Source organism: Reyranella humidisoli, from assembly GCF_019039055.1.
Taxonomy (GTDB): Bacteria; Pseudomonadota; Alphaproteobacteria; order Reyranellales; family Reyranellaceae; genus Reyranella; species Reyranella humidisoli.
The window spans coordinates 1,103,331-1,120,893 of the sequence record NZ_JAHOPB010000001.1; the positions used below are offsets into that span (position 1 = coordinate 1,103,331).

The window sequence follows — 17,563 nt, forward strand, 5'->3', positions numbered from 1 at the left end:
AAACGATACTTTTCGGATTGTTCTTTCTGTCGGGCGCTGCAGCCCTCATCTACCAGACGGCCTGGCACAGGCTGCTCGGCCTGTTCGCCGGCGCCGACACGATCGCCGCCGCCCTGGTCGTCGGGGCCTTCCTGCTGGGTCTCGGCATCGGCAGCCTCGCCGCCGGTCTCTACGCCGACCGCCTGTCGCGCCGCGCGGCGCTGATCGCCTTCGCGATCTGCGAGGTCGGCATCGCAGTCTTCGCGGTGCTGAGCCCATGGCTCTACTATGACGTGATCTATCGCGGCCTGCTGCCACTTGCTGAGTCGCGCGGCGTGATCTTCGCCATCGTGTTCGCAGGCCTGCTATGGCCGACCTTCCTGATGGGCTGCTCGCTGCCGTTCCTGTCCAAGGCGGTCGTGAGCCAGATCGCGGGCTCCGCGCAACTCATCGGATGGCTCTACGGCCTCAACACGCTGGGGGCGGGCGTCGGCGCCTTCTTCGGCGGCTGGTACCTGATCGGCACGGTCGGCTTCGACAAGGCCGTCTATCTCGGGGCGTTGATCAATCTCATCGTCGCGGGTGGCGGCCTGCTGCTGGCGCGCGGCCTCGACATGGAAGCGGCCCGCCCCGCGCAGAAGACGATGGCCTCCGAAACGGCGGACGGCGTGGTCTGGCGCTGGGCGCTGCTGGTGTTCGTCAGCGGCTTCCTGATCGTGGCGCTGCAGATCGTCTGGTACCGGCTGATCGGCGTTCTGCTGCAATCGAACGGCTACAGCTTCTCGCTGGTGCTGACCGTGTTCCTGCTGGGCGACGCGGCCGGTCTCCTCGTGGGCGCGCGCGTCATCGACCGCATCGCCGATCCGCGCCGCTTCTTCTTCCTGATGCAGGGCATCGCAACGGCGCTGGCACTGGCCGGCGCCTGGTTCGTCTATTTCGGTATCGGCGCCGGGATCCTGCCCGCGACGTTCGTCGATCACGACATCATGGGGCCGAACACCGCCAACCCGGCGTTGATCCTGCTGCTGCTCGCGATCGTCGTACTGCCGGCCTCGTTCATCATGGGCTTCTCGTTCCCGGTGGTGCAGAAGGCCGTGCAGCGCGACCTCGACCGGCTGGGCAGCCGCGTCGGCCTGGTGCAGCTCGCCAACATCGTCGGCAACAGCATGGGAAGCCTGGTGGCCGGCCTGCTGCTGCTCGACCTCGCGGGGACGGCTGGCACGCTGAAGCTGCTGGTCGCGATCGGCCTCGCCTTTTCCCTCCTGCAGTTTGCGGGACCACGCGCCACGCGCTGGGCCTATGTCCCCGCCGCCGTGCTTGTCGCGGGACTGGCGCTGTTTCCCGGCGGCGAGGCCTTCTGGCGGCGCCTGCACGGTCTCACCGACGAGAAGGCCATCGTCGCCGAAGACAAGACCGGCCTCAGCCTGCTCAAGATGTCGGGCAAGGACGATGGCCGCCTGTACATCCAGGGCCATTCGCAGAGCCGCCTGCCCTTCGACACGGTCCACGCCTATCTGGGCGCCATCGGCCCGCTGACCCACGACGCGCCCAAGCGCGTGCTGGTGATCGGCTCCGGCACCGGCGGCACGCCCTACGCAGCGGGACTCAATCCCGCGACCGAAAAAGTGAAGGTGATCGAGATCGTGGCGCCGGTGATCGAGACGCTGAAGACCTACACCGCTTCTGACGGCAAGTCGGGCGTCGACGAGCTGCTGTCGGGCAAGCGCTTCGACGTGACGGTCGCCGACGGCCGCCATTCGCTGGCGCTCGATCCGGTGCGCTACGACGTGATCGAGGCGGATGCCATCCTGCCCAAGACCGCCCTGTCGGGGCTGCTGAACAGCCGCGAGTTCTTCGAGCAGGTGAGGACGAAGCTGGCGCCCGGCGGCATCTACGTGCAATGGGCGCCGACGGAACGCTCCGTCGAGACGTTCCGCTCGGTCTTTCCCTACGTCACCATGGTCCACCCGGCGCTGCTGGGCAGCGACCGGCCCATCCCCTACAGGCGGGAGAAGATCGCGGCGCTACTGGCGCAGCCCGACGTCTCGGCCCATTTCGCGAAGGCACGCATCGACAAGGCCGAACTGGCGAAGTGGTTCGCGGACAAGAAGATCGAGGTCCTGAACGACGGCAGGACCGTTCCGGCGCCGTCGCCCAATACGGATTTCTTTCCGCGCGACGAGTACTACCTCAATCGTCGTCCTTGATGTCGCGCGCGACGTCGGGCCGGCGCAGGAGCGCGCCGATCTTGTCGGCCTCGTCGAAGGTGCGATCGATCGCGAAACGGATGTCGGGAGCGCTGCGCAGGCCCGCTTTCTCGCTGACCCGGCCGCGGAACCACGGCGCCGCCCGGCGCAGCGCACCGAGCAGCCGTTCCTGGTCGCCGCCGCCCAGCGGCATCACGTAGGCCGTGGCGTTGCGCAGGTCGGGGCTGACGTCGACCGACGTCACGGTGATCGTGGCGTCGCGCAGATCGGGATCGCGCATGTTGCCGCGCTCGAGGAGATCGGCCAGCAGATGGCGGATCTCTTCGCCGACGCGCAGCTGGCGCTGGCCGGGGGCGCGATGTTCCTTGTCGGACGAGCGACGCCGCGACATGTGTTCCTCTTAATCTTTGCCTCCCCATTCAAATGGGGAGGTGCCTGCGGAGCGGGCGGAGGGGTCCTGACCCCTCCGTCGCCTCGCGGCTTGGTTACAAGCCGCCAGGCGCCGCCTCCCCCGCGGACGGGGGAGGAAATTTACTACAGGGTCGCCTGAACCTGCTCGACGTCGAAGCATTCGACGACGTCGCCGACCTTCATGTCCTCGTAGTTCTCGAAGGCCATGCCGCATTCGAAACCATGCTGCACTTCCTTCACTTCGTCCTTGAAGCGGCGCAGGCTCTTCAGCGTGCCCTCGTGGATCACGATGTTGTCGCGCAACAGGCGAACCTTGTTGCCACGCGTGACCTTGCCGTCGGTGACCATACAGCCGGCGACGTTGCCGGACTTGGTGACCTTGAAGACCTCGCGGATCTGCGCGTTGCCGACCAGCGTTTCCTTGTAGGTCGGGTCGAGAAGGCCGACCATCAGGGCCTGCATGTCCTCGGTCACCTTGTAGATGATCGAGTAGTAGCGGATGTCGACCTTGTCGCGCTTGGCGATCTCGCGCGCCTGCGGGTTCGCACGCACGTTGAAGCCGATGATCAGCGCGCCCGACGCCTTGGCCAGCGTCATGTCGGCTTCGCTGATGCCACCGACGCCGCTGTAGACGACGCGCGTGATGACCTTCTCGGTGCCGAGCCGCGACAGCGCGCCGGCCAGCGCTTCCGCCGAGCCCTGCACGTCCGCCTTGATGAGCACCGGCAGTTCCTTGGCGGTGCCCTCGCGGATGCCCTTGATCATCTCCTCGAGCGTGCCGCGACCGCCCGCGGCGCGGGCCAGTTCGAGCTGGCGATCGCGACGGGCGCGGAAGTCGGAGATCTCGCGCGCACGCGCCTCGCTCTCGACCACATGGAACTCGTCGCCCGCCTGCGGCGTGCCGGAAAGACCCAGGACCTCGACCGGGAAGGCCGGGCCCGCATCTTCTACCGCCTGTCCGCGATCGTCGACGAGGCGACGCACGCGGCCCCACACCGAGCCGGCGACGAGGATGTCGCCGACCATCAGCGTGCCACGCTGGACCAGCACCGTCGCGACCGAGCCACGGCCCGGATCGAGCTTGGCTTCGATCACGACGCCATCGGCGTCACGGTCGGGATTGGCCTTGAGTTCGAGAACCTCGGCCTGCAGCAGGATGGCTTCCTCGAGCTTGTCGAGGTTCATCCGCTTGGTGGCCGAGACCTCGATCGACTGGACGTCGCCGCCCAGCGCCTCGACCTGGATCTCCTCGCGCAGCAGTTCGTTCTGCACCCGGCTCGCATCCGAGCCCGGCTTGTCCATCTTGTTGATGGCCACGATCAGCGGCACGCCGGCCGCCTTGGCATGGGCGATCGCTTCCTTGGTCTGCGGCATGACGCCGTCGTCGCCGGCGACCACCAGCACGACGATGTCCGTCACCTTGGCGCCGCGGGCGCGCATGGCGGTGAACGCCTCGTGGCCCGGCGTGTCGAGGAAGGTGATCTTCTGCTTGGACGGCAGGGTCACCTGGTAGGCGCCGATATGCTGGGTGATGCCGCCGGCCTCGTGCGCCGCCACGTCGGTGGCGCGCAAGGCGTCGAGCAGCGAGGTCTTGCCGTGGTCGACGTGACCCATGATCGTGACGACGGGCGGACGCGGAAACAGCTCATCGTCGGTATCGGGAATATCGGCCAGGCCGGTCTCGACGTCGCCTTCGGCGACGCGCTTGTAGCGGTGACCCATTTCCGTCACGACGAGCTCGGCCGTGTCGGCGTCGATCGCCTGGTTGATGGTCGCCATCACGCCCATGCGCATCAGCGTCTTGATGACGTCGGCGCCGCGCTCGGACATGCGCACCGCGAGATCCTGGACGGTGATCGACTCAGGGATTGTGACTTCGCGATAGACCTTCTGCTGCGGCTCGCTGCCGAACTGCTGGCGGCGCTCGCGCTCCAGGCGGCGGCGCTGCTGCGCCACCGACCGGCTGCGGAAATCGTTCTCGCCCTCGACCGCACGGCCGACGTCGACCTTGTCGTTGCGGCGCTTGGGCGCCTCGCGCCGCGCACCCGTCGGCTGCGGCAGGCGCTTGGCAATCGTCGACCGCATCGGCGGCAGCGGACGGCGCACCGCGTCGCTGGTGGAGGGAGCGGCCGGGCGGCGGATCGGCGCGCCCGGGGCCGTTGCGCCAGGAGCCGGAGCGGCGGGCGCCGGCGCCGGACGTGGCACGATCTCACTGGCCTGCCGCGCGATCGTGGTCTGCGGCGCGGCCGTGGAGGCCTGATCGAGGCGCTTCTGCACCAACGCGTCGGCCTTGCGCTTGACCTCTTCCTCGATCTTCTTGCGCGCATCTTCCTCGGCGAGGCGCTTGCGATGCTCCTCGTCGGCCTTCTGGCGCGCCTCGTCCTCGATGGCGCGACGGGCAGCTTCCTCGGCGGCGCGCTTGCGCGCGACTTCGGCATCGCGGTTGGCGTCGACCAGAGCGCGCGCGCGCGCTTCCTTCTCTTCCTCGGTGAGGGTGCGCAGCACGATGCCCCGACCGCCCTGCGATCCGGCCGGCCGGATCGGTCCGGCGCCACGATTGCCGGAAGGAGCCGGCGCGCTGCTGCCACCAAGCTTCATCGTCCGCCCGGCAGGCGCCGCGGCAGGCTTGGGAGGCTCGGGAGCCGGTGCCGGCGCCACAGGAGCAGGCGCAGCCGTTGGAGCCGCCGCCACTCCGGCGCGCTTCACCGGCTTCTTGACCTCGACCGTGACCGCGCGCGTACGCCCGTGCGAGAATTTCTGCCGCACCTGCGTCGCGTCAGCCTTCGACGCCGCGCCCGTGCGCGTCGTCGAGAGGGTCAGCGGCTTGGTCGTCTTGTTCTGTTCGTTCTGTTCCGTCATGTCGGCTGTTGTCCTTGGTCCGCCCCGGCCCGTCAACCGGCGCCGTTCAGCCGGAAGCCGCGCCATCGCGACGCTCCGACAGAAATTCGTTCAATGAAGGCGCCGCCCGCATCATCGCGGGCGATCGCCACGTAAACCGCCTGTTCGCGGCCGAAAATTCCGCCGAGCGCGACCGCGTCGCCCAGCTTCTCCAGCGGCAGGCCCGTCGCCTGCAGCTTGTGCAATCCGTCTCCATCGGCCTCGTCGGCGACGACGAGGAGCCCCGCCTGCCCGCGACCGATCATCTGCTCGACCTTGACGAAGCCCGCCACCGCGCGGCCCGCGCGGCGCGCCCGTCCCAGATCGGCCAGGACCCTTTCGAGCAACAATCGCTCGACCCGCTCCACCAGCTCGGCGGATGCCTTCACCGGCGCCCGCGCGGCCTTCGAGAACAGCTTCTTCTCGACCGCCCGCTCGAGCGCCGCACGCTCGGCCCGCACCCACATCCCGCGTCCCGGAAGCTGTCGCGCCAGGTCGGGCACGACATCGCCCTCGGGACCCACGACGAACCGGATCATCTTCTCCGGCGCGCCTTCCTCGCCAGTCACGATGCAGGTGCGCATCGGGCCGGCGGGGAGCACCGTGAGATGGGGTTCCGTCATGGCAAGGGCAAGAGTCAAAGGCGCCGTTCCTCCGCTCAGACCTTCGCTTCGTCGGCCGGAGCGGCCTCGTCGGCGAACCAGTGCTCGCGCGCCTTCATGATGATGGCGTTGGCGGCGTCGTTGTCGATCGTGCTTTCCCCGACGATCTCGCGCAGCTCGTCCGAAGCGAGGTCAGCCAGGTCGTCGAGCGTCTTCACGCCCGCCTCGCCCAGCGCCACCACCATCGCCAGGGTCAGACCCTCGGCATTGACCACGTCCTCGGCGACGCCCAGCGACGCCAGGCGCTCGGCCAGCTCGGCATCGCGCTTCTCGAGATACTCGCGGCCGCGCCGCTGCAGCTCGGTGGCGATCTCCTCGTCGAAGCCCTCGACGCCGGCCAGATCCTCGACCGCCGAGTCGGAGATGTCCTCGACCGTGGCATAACCCTCGGCGACCAGCAGATGGGCGATGACATCGTCGACGTCGAGCGTGGCCTTGAACAGCTCGGTGCGCTCGCGCGTGTCCTTCTGGCGGCGCTCGCTCTCCTCGGTCTCGGTCATGATGTCGATTTCCCAGCCGGTGAGCTGGGAGGCCAGCTTCACGTTCTGGCCGCGACGGCCGATCGCGAGGCTGAGCTGGTCGTCGGGAACCACGACCTCGGTCTTGTTCTTCTCCTCGTCCATCAGCACCTTGCTGACCTCGGCCGGCGCCAGCGCGTTGACGATGAAGTTCGCGGTGTCGTTCGACCACGGGATGATGTCGACCTTCTCACCCTGCAGCTCCTGCACGACGGCCTGGACGCGGCTGCCGCGCATGCCGACGCAGGCGCCGATCGGATCGATCGAGCTGTCGTGGCTCAGCACCGCGATCTTGGCGCGGCTGCCCGGGTCGCGGGCGACCGCCTTGATCTCGATGATGTTGTCGTAGATCTCGGGCACTTCCTGCGTGAACAGCTTGGCCATGAACTGCGGATGGCTGCGCGAGAGGAAGATCTGCGGGCCGCGCGGCTCCTCGCGCACGTCGAAGATGTAGGCGCGCACGCGGTCGTTTACGCGCAGCGATTCGCGCGGGATCGTCTCGTCGCGACGGATCACGCCCTCGGCGCGCTGCAGGTCGACGGTGATGTTGCCGTAGTCGACGCGCTTGACCACGCCCGACACGATCTCGCCGATACGATCCTTGAATTCCTCGTACTGGCGCTTGCGCTCGCTCTCGCGCATGCGCTGCGTGATTACCTGCTTGGCGGTCTGCGCGGCGACGCGACCGAAGTCGATCGGCGGCAGCTCGTCGGTCAGGAAGTCGCCGACCTGGGCCTCGGGATTGCGGCGCTGGGCCTCGACCACCGAGACCTGGATGTTCTCGTTCTCGATCGGATCGGCGACCTGCATGTAGCGCAGCAGCTTGATCTCGCCGGTCTTGCGGTCGATCTCGGCGCGGATGTCGTGCTCCAGCCCGTACTTGGCGCGACCGGACTTCTGGATGGCCTGCTCCATCGCCTCGAGCACTTCCTCGCGTTCGATGCCCTTCTCGCGGGCGACCATGTCGGCCACCTGAAGCATCTCAAGGCGCGGGATATCGGCTGTCGTCGCCATGTTTCTTCCCTCTTCTCTAGCCAGTCCGTTCAGTGGGTCTGCCCGGCCGCGCCCTCGGCGGCCAGACGGTGTTCTTCGATCAGACGGTCCGTCAGTTCGAGCTTGGCGCGCGTCACCGCCTCGAGCGGCACCGCGGCTTCCTTGCCGTCGTCGAGCTTCAGGCGCACCAGGTCGCCGTCGAGCCCGAGCAGCGTTCCCTTGAAGCGCCGCCGTCCCTCGACCGGTAGCGCGGTCTCGATGCGGGCGAGATGTCCCGCCCAGCGTGCATAATCCTTCGGCCGGGTGAGCGGCCGGTCGATCCCGGGCGAACTCACCTCCAGCGTGTAGGCCCCCGCGATGGGGTCCTCGACGTCCAGCACCGCCGACACCGCACGCGACACGGTCGCGCAATCCTCGACGTCGAGCGTTCGGCCATCGGCAGGTTCGATCATGATCTGCAGGGTCCCGCCCTTGCTCAAGGCAACGCGAACGACCTCGAACCCCATGCCGACGATGGTCGGGGCGATGATGTCTTCGATGCGACGCAGCAGATCGGTCACGCGGGCTTTGCTTCTCGACGTCTTGGGCCGTTGGGGTGTAGCCAAATGAAAAGAGCGGGTTTGCGGCCCACTCTTTTTCTTTGGTTCATCCCGTGAACCCGATGAGGATGGCGCGGATATAGGCTTCCGCCCCTCAACTGGCAAGGGATTCCGCACCCCCTATGGCGGGACCTGACCTACCCTCTATATATAGTGTAGGATGAAGCGCTACTGCTCCTCCCCATTCAAATGGGGAGGTGCCCCGCAGGGGCGGAGGGGTCAAAACTCCGATCAAGCGCCGCATATATCGTATCGAGCACCCCTTCGATGCTCCCCAACACGTCGTTGTTCCAGAAACGCAGCACCTCGAATCCCGCCGATCTCAAAAGCCGGTCACGACGCTGGTCGTACTCCAGATTCTCCGCATGCTGGCTGCCATCGAGCTCCACCACGAGCATCCGATCGAGACAGGCGAAGTCGCAGATGTAGAGTCCCACCTGATGCTGCCGCCGGAACTTGAAGCCTGCGATCTGGCGGCGGCGTAGGCGGCTCCAGAGGACGCGTTCGGCGTCAGTTGCGTTTACTCGCAGGCTTCGGGCGTATCGGCGCATGCCGAAATATTGGCGCTCTATTTGGGATAAAATATGTCCGACAATACTACTTTGGAGAGTACTCTCTGACCCCTCCGCCCCAGCGGGGCACCTCCCCATTTGAATGGGGAGGAAGCATGAGGAGAAGCCCAGCTAGCGCCGCCTCAGCCGCAGGAAGACCGGCTTGTGGCCGGCGAGCATCTTCTTTTCGTAGCGGGTCTCGGGCCAGTCTTCGGGGCGCCCGCGCCAGTCGGCGGGGGTTTCGGCCAGCCATTCGAACGCGGGATGGCGGCAGGCGTGCTCGACCATCCAGGGGAGGTAGCTGGGATCGTCGGTCGCCACCCGCAGTTCCGCGCCCGGCTTCATGAGGCGGGCCAGGATGTCGAGGTTGGAGCGTTGCACGAAGCGGCGCTTGTGGTGGCGTGTCTTGGGCCACGGATCGGGAAACAGCACGAAGGCGCGCGACAGCGACTGCGGCGGCAGCGCCTGCATCACGAACCGGGCGTCGTCGGTGAACAGCCGCACGTTCGGCACGCCGGTCCGTTCGATGTGCGCCAGGCACTTGGCGACGCCGTTGATGTAGGGCTCGCAGCCGATCAGCCCGACACTGGGGTGCTGCTCGGCCTGCCAGACGAGATGCTCGCCCGCACCGAAGCCCACTTCCAGCCACACGCCATCGGCCGGCAACGTCCCGCCGAACAGGCGCGCGAGATCGATTTTCGCGGCGCTCTCGGCCACCTCGTTGTCGGGCGTGACGATCGGTTCGGCCGGCAGGGCGACTTCGAGGCGAGGCAGCAGCGTGTCGAGCAGCGACTGCTGCCCGGCCCGCAGTTTCTTGCCCCGTCGACGGCCATGCAGCGTGCGTCGGCGGGCTTCTTCCATGATGCTTTCCGTGTGAACCCCGAAGGAGGCCCTACATGATCACGTCGATGAGGTACGGACCCTTGTGCGACATGGCGTAGGTGAGCTGCTTGGTCAGCTCCTCCAGATTGGTCGCCTTGCCGGCGGCCACGCCCATGCCCTTGGCCAGATCCGTGAACTGCAGCGTCGGCCGGTCCAGGGTCAGCATGTCGATGGCGCGCGGGCCGGGATTGGCCGCGCCGACATCGGCGAGCTGGCTGTAGAGGATGTTGTAGGAGCGGTTCGAGAAGATCATCACGCAGACGTCGAGATTCTCGCGCGCCATCGTCCAGAGCGACTGGATCGTGTACATCGACGAGCCGTCGCCGATCATGCAGATGACCTTGCGATCCGGGCAGGCGACGGCGGCGCCGACCGCGACGGGCGCACCGAAGCCGATCGAGCCACCCATGTTGTTCAGCCAGTCGTGCGGCGGGGCGCCGGCGCTGAACGGGAAGAAGCCACGGCCCGTCGTCACCGATTCGTCGACCACGATGGCGCCTTCCGGCATCGTCGCGCCGAGCGCCTGGCCGAGGCCGTCGAGCGTGAACTTGCCGGTCGGACGCTCCGGACGGCTCGGCTGGGCAACGCCCGCGGCCTTCTCGTTCATCGCGTCCAGTTCCATCGCCAGCGCTTCGAGCGAGCCCAGGATATCGCCTTCGACGGGGCACAGGACGGTCGTCTCGCAGCCATCCGGCGTCAGCACCGACGGCTTGCCCGGATAGGCGAAGAAGGCGAACGGCGCCTTGGCGCCGCACAGCACCATCTGCTGCGTGCCCTTGAGCTGGGCCTGCGCCTGCTCGATCACGAAATGCAGGCGCAGCACCGGAATGCGGCCGGCGCCGCGCTCGATGCGCGCCGTGCCGCCGGCGCCCTGCACCTTGCAGCCGGTCTTGGCGGCGATCTTGCCAGCGAGTTCGAGGCCGCGCGCGCGCAGCGCCCGGCCGCCGATGAACAGCATGGAGTTCGGCTTCTTCAGCGCCTTGGCGGCGGCAACGACCGCCTCCTTGCTGGGCTTCTCCGCCGCCGGCGCCGCCGGTGTGTCGGCCACGCCCTCGGCTTCGCCCCATGCGGTGTCGGCCGGCAGGATCAGCGTCGCGATCTGGCCCGGCGCCACGTTGGCGGCCTGGATCGCCAGCGCGCCGTCGCCCGCCACCGTCTTGGAGGTCGGCGAGGTCTTCACCCAATGAGAGAAGGGACGCGCGATGCCTTCGATGTCGGCGGTGAGCGGCGTGTCGTACTTGATGTGATAGAGCGCGTGCTCGCCCACGATGTTGACGACACCCGAGCCCGCCTTCTTGGCGTTGTGCAGGTTGGCCGCCGCATTGGCGAGACCGGGACCCAGATGCAGCAGGGTCGAGGCCGGCTTGTCGGTCATGCGGTAGTAGCCATCGGCCGCACCGGAGCAGACGCCCTCGAACAGGCCGAGCACGCAGCGCATGCCCTCGACGCGATCCAGCGCGCCGACGAAGTGCATCTCCGACGTGCCGGGGTTGGCGAAACAGACCTCGACGCCGCCCTTCACCAAGGTGCGGACCAGACTTTCAGCTCCGTTCATCGACTCCCCCAAAACCCGAAATAATGAATCGGCCGGCACCCTAGGCCAGTCGCACCGTTTACCCAAGCCTTCGCGAACGAAGGAGAATTCCGTCAATCGAACGTTCTTGCTTTATTCTCAGCGTTCTATCGGCTACATTTGAAGCATTATTTGAATTCTTTGGTACGAAAGACTTTCCCATGAGCCATTCGGAGCCTTCCGACAGCTCGGCCGACGCAATTTTCGTCGTCGGCACCGACCTCGTCGAATTCGACCGCAGCGACCTGCCGATCTATGCGACGCCCGCCTCGCGCTGGGCGGAAGCCGGTGCCGAACCGGTTTCCTACGGCGCGCCGCTCGACCGCCTTTTCGGCGAGCCAGGCGCGGTCTTCGTCGATGGGGTGCCGGGCGCCGCTGCGGAAACCCTGCCACCGATCGGTGAAGACGCCCTGGTCGTGCTCAGCGACCTGTCGGACGGTGTGATGCTACCCGCGACGGACGAGTCCGTCGCGATACGGGAGAGTGCCGCCGTTTATGATTTCGGCACCGATAGCCATGTCGTCCTGCACGTCCAGGACGGACTGACCTGGGATCAGACCGATGCCGGGTGGTCGTTCGACCACCACGGCTGATCCGGTCTTTAGGCCGCGTCGCCCAGTTCGAGCTGGACGAGGTTCATCCAGTAGGCCGCGCCGGTCGTCAGGATCCGGTCGTTGAAGTCGTAGAGCGGTGAATGCACGTTCTGGCAGCCGCCCTCGCCCGTGCCGCCGTTGCCGATCATGATGTAGGCGCCCGGCTTCTTCTCCAGCATGAAGGCGAAGTCCTCCGCGCCGGCCAGCGGCGAGGTGTTGGCCTCGACATTCTCGCGACCGACCGTCAGCGCCGCCGCCTCGACGGCGACCGACGTCTGCTCGGCGGCATTGACCAGCGCCGGGTAGCGGCGATGGTACTTCGAGACGGCCTCGCAGCCGCCGGCCTGCGCGATACCGGCCGCGACCTCGGCCAGGCGCCTCTCAAGGAGATTGCGCACGTCGGCCGAGAAGCTGCGGGCGGTGCCGCGGATCAGCACTTCCGACGGGATCACGTTGGGCGAGCCCGGCGTGCCGGCGGCGATATGGCCGACGCTCAACACGGCCGCCTGGCTGGACGGCACGTTGCGGCCGACGATGCCCTGCACCGCCACGATGAACTGTGCGGCCACGAAGGTCGGGTCGGTGCCGCGGTCGGGCATGGCGCCGTGGCCGCCCGTACCCTTGAAGACGACTTCCCAGCTGTCGGACGAGGCGAGCATCGGGCCGGTGCGGATGGCGAAGTGACCGACCGGGAAGCCCGGCATGTTGTGCATGCCGTAAACCACATCGCACGGGAACTTCTCGAACAGGCCTTCCTCGATCATCACGCGCGCGCCACCGAGGCCTTCCTCGGCGGGCTGGAAGATGAAGTGGACGGTGCCGCCGAAGTCGGGCGCCGCCGCGAGCTGCCGGGCCGCGCCCAGCAGCATCGTGGTGTGCCCGTCGTGGCCGCAGGCATGCATCTTGTTGGGAACCTGCGAAGCGTAGTCGAAGTCGTTCTTCTCCTGCAGATGCAGAGCGTCCATGTCGGCGCGCAGGCCGATCGTCTTCTGCCCGGGGCGATTGCCCTTCAGCGTGCCGACGACGCCGGTGGTGGCCAGGCCGCGATGCACCTCGATGCCCCAGGAGGTGAGCTTGTCCGCCACGATCTGGGCGGTCCGCACTTCCTCGAAGGCAGTCTCGGGATGGCGGTGGATGTCGCGACGGATGGCGGTGAGATCGGCCAGGTCGGCGGCGAGCAGATCGGGGGTGTAACGGGTCATGCCGCGAGATTAGCGTCGGCCAGCTCAAAAGGACAACGGCTCGCCGCGCGGTTGTGCACGCAGCAGGCCTCCTGCACATTCGGCGCTCCCCCTCATTCCGGAGAACGGTCATGACCCAGACTGCCAGGCTCTCCGGAGCAAAGCCCCGCCTCTACCAGACGCCGTCATCCTACTATTCGATGATCGCGCGCCTCGCGCTCGCCGAAGGCGGCATCGACCACGAGCGCGTGTTCGTCGACATCCATTTCCGCCTGAGCCAGCAGCGGCCGGACTATGTGCGGCTCAATCCGGGCATGACCGTGCCGACTCTCGTGCTGGCGGATCGCATTCTCGTCGAGAGCCGCGACATCGCCGAGTATGCGCTCGGCTCGGCGCCCAACCCCGAGACGAAGAGCTGGGTCGACCTCCACTACGGCTATCCGATCGAGGAGCTGACCTTCGGGGGGATTCTCGCGCGCAATCCCCTGGCGCGGATCATGATCCCGAAGCGGCTCGAGGCGGCCCGACGCCAACTCCTGGCGCACGCCGCGGCAAATCCCGATCTCGCGTCCGTCTATCAGGCGCGCGCCGAAGTCTTCGCCCGGCGCATCGCCACCTTCGAGCCGGACGCCGTCGTGAAGCTATCGGAGCGACGCCGCGCCGAAGCCATCGGCTTCATGGACCGGCTCGAGCAGACGCTGGGCGACGGCCGCGGGGTCCTGGTACCGCCCGCCTACGGCGTCGCCGATGTCGTCTGGACCGTGTTTCTGGGACGGATGGAATTCGCCGGTCTCGGGCAGGAGATCCCGAAGCGGCCGGCGCTCGCGCGCTATTGGGCAGCCATGCAGGCGCGTCCCAGCTTTTCCGCTGCGGACATCTGGACGAAGTTTCACCTCGGCCGCCTGATCGGGGGGATCATCGGCATAAGCCGAAGCTGACGGCGACCGATCGGGGTGGCGCCCCGGGCCCCCCCGCGCTAAACCCCCGCCGCCATGATCCTTTTCCCCGCGATCGACCTCAAGGACGGCAAGTGCGTGCGCCTTCTCCGCGGCGACATGCAGCGTGCCACCGTGTTCAACGACAGCCCGGCCGCCCAGGCCAAGGCCTTTGCCAATGCCGGCTGCGAGTGGCTGCATCTGGTCGACCTGAACGGTGCGGTCGAGGGCCATCCGGTCAACCGCGCGGCGGTCGAGAGCATCCTGAAGGACGTCGAGGTGCCGACCCAGCTCGGCGGCGGCATCCGCACCATCGAGAGCATCGCGCAGTGGTTCGAGGCGGGCGTGAAGCGGGTGATCCTGGGCACCATCGCAGTCAAGGAGCCGGGCCTCGTGAAAGCCGCCTGCAAGCAGTGGCCCGGCCAGATCGCGGTCGGCATCGACGCCCGCGAGGGCATCGTCGCAGTCGACGGCTGGACCAAGCAGAGCACGGTGCGGGCGCTCGATCTCGCCCTGCGCTTCGAGGATGCCGGAGTCTCGGCCATCATCTACACCGACATCGACCGCGACGGCGCGATGGGCGGCGTCAACGTCGATGCCACGGTCACGCTGGCGCAACATCTCACCACGCCGGTCATCGCCTCGGGCGGCGTCAGCTCGCTCGACGATCTGCGCGAACTGAAGCCCACCGAGGAGTTCGGCATCGTCGGCGCCATCGTCGGCCGCGCGCTCTATGACGGTCGCGTGACGGTGCCCGACGCGATCCGCGTGCTGAAGGGCGAGTAGCGGCGCCATGCTCAAGGTCCGCATCATCCCCTGCCTCGACGTGAAGGATGGCCGCGTCGTGAAGGGCGTGCAGTTCGTGGGCCTGCGCGATGCCGGCGATCCCGTGGAGCAGGCGCGCATCTACGACGCCGCCGGCGCCGACGAGCTCACCTTCCTCGACATCACGGCCAGCCACGAGAACCGCGACACCATCCTCGACGTCGTCGGTCGCACGGCGGAGCAGTGCTTCATGCCGCTGACCGTGGGCGGTGGCGTGCGCCAGGTCGAAGACATCCGCCGGCTGCTGCTGGCCGGCGCCGACAAGGTCTCGATCAACTCCGCGGCGGTGGCGCGGCCGGAATTCGTGCGCGAAGCCGCCCGGAAGTACGGCGACCAGTGCATCGTCGTGGCGATCGACGCGCGCAGCACCGCGCCCGGCAAGTGGGAAGTCTTCACCCATGGCGGCCGCAAGGGCACCGGCCTCGATGCGATCGAGTGGGCGTGCCGCATGGCGGAGTCGGGCGCGGGCGAGATCCTGCTCACCTCGATGGATCGGGACGGCACCAAGTCGGGTTTCGATCTCGAACTGACCCGGGCCGTGTCGGATGCGGTGCCGGTGCCGGTCGTCGCATCTGGCGGAGTCGGCACGCTCGATCATCTGGTCGACGGCGTGACGAAGGGCGGTGCCTCGGCCGTTCTCGCCGCATCGATCTTCCACTTCGGCGAATTCACCATCTCGCAGGCGAAGGAACATCTCGCGCAAGCCGGCGTGCCGGTGCGACAAATCTCGCGCGCGACATGATTTTGGCGTAGAATCAGCACGGCGCCCGTCGAAGAGGCGTAGTGAAGTTTCTATCGCCCGTCCCCCTGGGCGCCGGAGTTCCCCGCGGATGGCGAAGAAGAAAAAAGCCAGGAAGGCTCGAAGCAAGCCCGGCATCGTCACGATCGACGAACATACGCTCGATCGCCTGTATCTCGTGATCGACAGCCGCAAGGGCGCCGATCCCGAAACGTCCTACACCGCGCGCCTGTTCAGCCGAGGCCGCCAGCAGATCGCCAAGAAACTGGGCGAGGAAGCCGTCGAGGCGCTGATCGAGGGCATCCGTGGCGACAAGCCCAAGCTCGTCGCCGAAAGCGCCGACATGCTCTACCACCTGCTCACGCTATGGGCCGCCGTCGGCGTGAAGCCGAAGGCGGTCTGGGACGAACTGGCCCGCCGCGAAGGCCTGTCCGGCATCGCCGAGAAGGCCAGCCGGAAGCGTTCATAATTGTCGTCCTGAGTGAAGCGAAGGACCTGGCAGAACGACCGGCGGACTCCTTGGCGGACGCCCGCTCAGTGCGGCGGCATCGGGATGAAGAGCGGCGGCGTGCGGGTCGACTTGCTGCGCGCCTTGATGTCCTCGTCGTTGGCGCCGTGCGGCTTCAGGTAGACATAATAGGGCGTGCGGCGCTCCACGACGTCGTTGCCGGGCTGCGCCTTCTCGCTCACCAGCAGGTCCGACTGGATGCGGACATGCATGTAGCCCGGAATCAGTTCGGCCCAGTTGGCGACGTCGGGCGTGAACACGACGTCATAAGTGTAGCCGTCCACCACCTTCACGACGCCCCAGCTCACGCCGGGCGCCGGACGTGACGGGACCTGCTGCCAGACCATGCCCGACTGAACAAAGACGGAGACCGCGTTCAGCATGACGTAGAGCGGACCGTTCGGGCTGACGTTCTGCAACGACAGCGTCATGCGGTACGACTTGCCGTCGGGTTCGTAGGCGATGCCTTTCAGCTCGACATAGAGCGAGCGCATCGCGGCGTTCTCGAGCAGCAGCCGCGCCTGGCGGGCTTCGCGCAGCGACCGCGCCTGGTAGAGGCCGACGGCGGCATCGATCGCGAAGGCCGTCAGCACCACCATGACGACGCCGATCGCGACCGGCGAGCGCCACAGATCGAAGCGGCGGCCGAGCTTCACGGCGACGGTGGCAGGCGCATCGACCTTGCGCGGCGCCGCCTCGCGCAGCTCATTCAGCAGGCCCGGCGCGGACGGCGCCCCGCCCGGCATCACCGTCGCACCCAGCCGCCGCCGCAGCACGCGCACCTCGGACTGGGCGGCGCTCAGCTCGCGCCGCAGCCCGGCGATCACCGCGTCTTTGTCGGGCTCGGCCGGTGGCTCGCTCATGCGACGATCGTCCCGTGGGCGATGTGCACGATCTGCTCGGCCTGCCGGGCCAGCGCCAGATTGTGGGTGACGAGGATCAGCGTCGTGCCGCGCTCGCGGTTGACGGCCAGAAGCTCGTCCATGATCTCGATCTCGGTCTGCTCGTCGAGATCGGAGGTCGGCTCGTCGGCCAGGATCAGCGCCGGCTCGTTGATCAGCGCGCGGGCGATCACCGCGCGCCGCTGCTCGCCGGCCGAGACCTCGCCCGGATAGGCGTCGAGATGATCGCCCAGTCCCATCTGGCCCAGCAGCGCGGCCGCGCGGGCATAGGTGGCGGACTGAGTGCCACGTCGACCCAACATCGCCGGCAAGGCGACATTGTCGACGAGGCGCAGGGTCGGCAGCAGGCTGGCGAACTGGAAGACGTAGCCGATGCGCCTGTTCCGGAAGGCCGCCAGCTCGTTCTCCGACAGGCCCCAGATGTCGGTGCCGTCGACCAGTACCTGGCCTTTCGAGGGCCGGCTGAGGCCGCCGATCATCGCCATCAGGGACGACTTCCCCGAGCCCGAGCGACCGATGATCGCCGCGTAGCGACCGGCCGCCACGTCGAGGTCGATGCCGTCCACGGCCGCGACCTCGCCGCGTTCGGTGACATAGTCCTTCCGCAAGGCCCGGCACGACAGCATCG

At 67.6% G+C, this 17,563-nt stretch carries 17 protein-coding genes; 6 read left to right on the forward strand and 11 right to left on the reverse strand.

The window, feature by feature from the left end; translation table 11 throughout:
* Positions 1–17: 17 nt before the first annotated feature.
* On the forward strand, positions 18–2,186 hold the full coding sequence (locus KQ910_RS05385; protein WP_216957445.1) for a spermine/spermidine synthase domain-containing protein: 2,169 nt from the start codon (positions 18–20) through the stop codon (positions 2,184–2,186).
* Here the strand turns inward: KQ910_RS05385 and rbfA are convergent.
* The 8 genes from rbfA to KQ910_RS05425 form a co-directional block, all read right to left on the reverse strand.
* Entirely contained in the window at positions 2,170–2,577 is a 408-nt protein-coding gene (gene rbfA, locus KQ910_RS05390) for a 30S ribosome-binding factor RbfA (protein WP_216957446.1), read from the reverse strand. The two genes, KQ910_RS05385 and rbfA, sit on opposite strands and share 17 nt — an antisense overlap.
* 143 nt (positions 2,578–2,720) lie before the next feature.
* On the reverse strand, positions 2,721–5,456 hold the full coding sequence (gene infB, locus KQ910_RS05395) for a translation initiation factor IF-2 (RefSeq protein ID WP_216957447.1): 2,736 nt from the start codon (positions 5,454–5,456) through the stop codon (positions 2,721–2,723).
* Between the two features lie 32 nt (positions 5,457–5,488).
* A complete protein-coding gene (locus KQ910_RS05400) occupies positions 5,489–6,097 on the reverse strand; it encodes an RNA-binding protein (protein WP_216957448.1) in 609 nt (202 codons plus the stop codon).
* A 35-nt stretch (positions 6,098–6,132) separates the two neighbouring features.
* Positions 6,133–7,668: a transcription termination factor NusA gene (nusA, locus tag KQ910_RS05405; RefSeq protein WP_216957449.1), complete on the reverse strand. Its 1,536-nt coding sequence runs from the start codon at positions 7,666–7,668 to the stop codon at positions 6,133–6,135.
* Between the two features lie 29 nt (positions 7,669–7,697).
* Positions 7,698–8,207, reverse strand: coding sequence for a ribosome maturation factor RimP (gene rimP, locus KQ910_RS05410; RefSeq protein WP_216957450.1), 510 nt, complete (start codon positions 8,205–8,207; stop codon positions 7,698–7,700).
* A gap of 224 nt (positions 8,208–8,431) precedes the next feature.
* On the reverse strand, positions 8,432–8,797 hold the full coding sequence (locus KQ910_RS05415; RefSeq protein ID WP_216957451.1) for an endonuclease domain-containing protein: 366 nt from the start codon (positions 8,795–8,797) through the stop codon (positions 8,432–8,434).
* Positions 8,798–8,929: 132 nt separating this feature from the next.
* Positions 8,930–9,658, reverse strand: a complete 729-nt coding sequence (gene trmB / locus KQ910_RS05420) for a tRNA (guanosine(46)-N7)-methyltransferase TrmB (RefSeq protein ID WP_216957452.1) — start codon at positions 9,656–9,658, stop codon at positions 8,930–8,932.
* A 31-nt stretch (positions 9,659–9,689) separates the two neighbouring features.
* On the reverse strand, positions 9,690–11,234 hold the full coding sequence (locus KQ910_RS05425; protein ID WP_216957453.1) for an acetolactate synthase large subunit: 1,545 nt from the start codon (positions 11,232–11,234) through the stop codon (positions 9,690–9,692).
* 179 nt (positions 11,235–11,413) lie between these two features.
* Between KQ910_RS05425 and KQ910_RS05430 the strand changes: the two genes are divergently transcribed.
* On the forward strand, positions 11,414–11,845 hold the full coding sequence (locus KQ910_RS05430) for a hypothetical protein (protein ID WP_216957454.1): 432 nt from the start codon (positions 11,414–11,416) through the stop codon (positions 11,843–11,845).
* A gap of 8 nt (positions 11,846–11,853) precedes the next feature.
* Here KQ910_RS05430 and KQ910_RS05435 read toward each other — a convergent pair whose 3' ends face one another.
* Positions 11,854–13,047 (reverse strand): M20 aminoacylase family protein, encoded by a 1,194-nt coding sequence (locus tag KQ910_RS05435; RefSeq protein ID WP_216957455.1) that lies wholly within the window; start codon positions 13,045–13,047, stop codon positions 11,854–11,856.
* Between the two features lie 110 nt (positions 13,048–13,157).
* Between KQ910_RS05435 and KQ910_RS05440 the strand changes: the two genes are divergently transcribed.
* The 4 genes from KQ910_RS05440 to KQ910_RS05455 all read left to right on the forward strand — a co-directional run bounded on the left by KQ910_RS05440 (position 13,158) and on the right by KQ910_RS05455 (position 15,994).
* Entirely contained in the window at positions 13,158–13,964 is an 807-nt protein-coding gene (locus KQ910_RS05440) for a glutathione S-transferase family protein (RefSeq protein WP_216957456.1), read from the forward strand.
* Positions 13,965–14,018: 54 nt separating this feature from the next.
* Positions 14,019–14,747 carry a 1-(5-phosphoribosyl)-5-[(5-phosphoribosylamino)methylideneamino]imidazole-4-carboxamide isomerase gene (hisA, locus tag KQ910_RS05445; RefSeq protein WP_068197134.1) on the forward strand — a complete coding sequence of 243 codons (729 nt, stop codon included), beginning with the start codon at positions 14,019–14,021 and terminating at the stop codon, positions 14,745–14,747.
* Positions 14,748–14,754: 7 nt separating this feature from the next.
* Positions 14,755–15,528 carry an imidazole glycerol phosphate synthase subunit HisF gene (gene hisF, locus KQ910_RS05450; protein WP_216957457.1) on the forward strand — a complete coding sequence of 258 codons (774 nt, stop codon included), beginning with the start codon at positions 14,755–14,757 and terminating at the stop codon, positions 15,526–15,528.
* 88 nt (positions 15,529–15,616) lie between these two features.
* Entirely contained in the window at positions 15,617–15,994 is a 378-nt protein-coding gene (locus tag KQ910_RS05455; protein ID WP_216957458.1) for a phosphoribosyl-ATP diphosphatase, read from the forward strand.
* 65 nt (positions 15,995–16,059) lie between these two features.
* On the opposite strand, the gene KQ910_RS05460 is transcribed toward KQ910_RS05455, so the two are convergent.
* Together KQ910_RS05460 and KQ910_RS05465 are read right to left on the reverse strand one after the other, a co-directional pair.
* Positions 16,060–16,896: a hypothetical protein gene (locus KQ910_RS05460; RefSeq protein WP_216957459.1), complete on the reverse strand. Its 837-nt coding sequence runs from the start codon at positions 16,894–16,896 to the stop codon at positions 16,060–16,062.
* Positions 16,893–17,561: an ABC transporter ATP-binding protein gene (locus tag KQ910_RS05465; RefSeq protein WP_216957460.1), complete on the reverse strand. Its 669-nt coding sequence runs from the start codon at positions 17,559–17,561 to the stop codon at positions 16,893–16,895. The genes KQ910_RS05460 and KQ910_RS05465 overlap by 4 nt, the downstream gene beginning before the upstream one ends.
* Between the last annotated feature and the right edge of the window lie 2 nt (positions 17,562–17,563).

Excerpts from the sequence above, each read along its gene's own strand:
- trmB (WP_216957452.1), bottom strand. The coding sequence starts at position 9,658 with ATGGAAGAAGCCCGCCGACGCACGCTGCATGGCCGTCGACGGGGCAAG.
- hisF (WP_216957457.1), top strand. The coding sequence starts at position 14,755 with ATGCTCAAGGTCCGCATCATCCCCTGCCTCGACGTGAAGGATGGCCGC.
- KQ910_RS05430 (WP_216957454.1), top strand. The coding sequence starts at position 11,414 with ATGAGCCATTCGGAGCCTTCCGACAGCTCGGCCGACGCAATTTTCGTC.
- KQ910_RS05455 (WP_216957458.1), top strand. The coding sequence starts at position 15,617 with ATGGCGAAGAAGAAAAAAGCCAGGAAGGCTCGAAGCAAGCCCGGCATC.
- KQ910_RS05435 (WP_216957455.1), bottom strand. The coding sequence starts at position 13,047 with ATGACCCGTTACACCCCCGATCTGCTCGCCGCCGACCTGGCCGATCTC.
- nusA (WP_216957449.1), bottom strand. The coding sequence starts at position 7,668 with ATGGCGACGACAGCCGATATCCCGCGCCTTGAGATGCTTCAGGTGGCC.
- KQ910_RS05460 (WP_216957459.1), bottom strand. The coding sequence starts at position 16,896 with ATGAGCGAGCCACCGGCCGAGCCCGACAAAGACGCGGTGATCGCCGGG.
- hisA (WP_068197134.1), top strand. The coding sequence starts at position 14,019 with ATGATCCTTTTCCCCGCGATCGACCTCAAGGACGGCAAGTGCGTGCGC.
- KQ910_RS05425 (WP_216957453.1), bottom strand. The coding sequence starts at position 11,234 with ATGAACGGAGCTGAAAGTCTGGTCCGCACCTTGGTGAAGGGCGGCGTC.
- infB (WP_216957447.1), bottom strand. The coding sequence starts at position 5,456 with ATGACGGAACAGAACGAACAGAACAAGACGACCAAGCCGCTGACCCTC.
- KQ910_RS05465 (WP_216957460.1), bottom strand. The coding sequence starts at position 17,561 with ATGCTGTCGTGCCGGGCCTTGCGGAAGGACTATGTCACCGAACGCGGC.
- KQ910_RS05400 (WP_216957448.1), bottom strand. The coding sequence starts at position 6,097 with ATGACGGAACCCCATCTCACGGTGCTCCCCGCCGGCCCGATGCGCACC.
- KQ910_RS05415 (WP_216957451.1), bottom strand. The coding sequence starts at position 8,797 with ATGCGCCGATACGCCCGAAGCCTGCGAGTAAACGCAACTGACGCCGAA.
- KQ910_RS05440 (WP_216957456.1), top strand. The coding sequence starts at position 13,158 with ATGACCCAGACTGCCAGGCTCTCCGGAGCAAAGCCCCGCCTCTACCAG.
- rbfA (WP_216957446.1), bottom strand. The coding sequence starts at position 2,577 with ATGTCGCGGCGTCGCTCGTCCGACAAGGAACATCGCGCCCCCGGCCAG.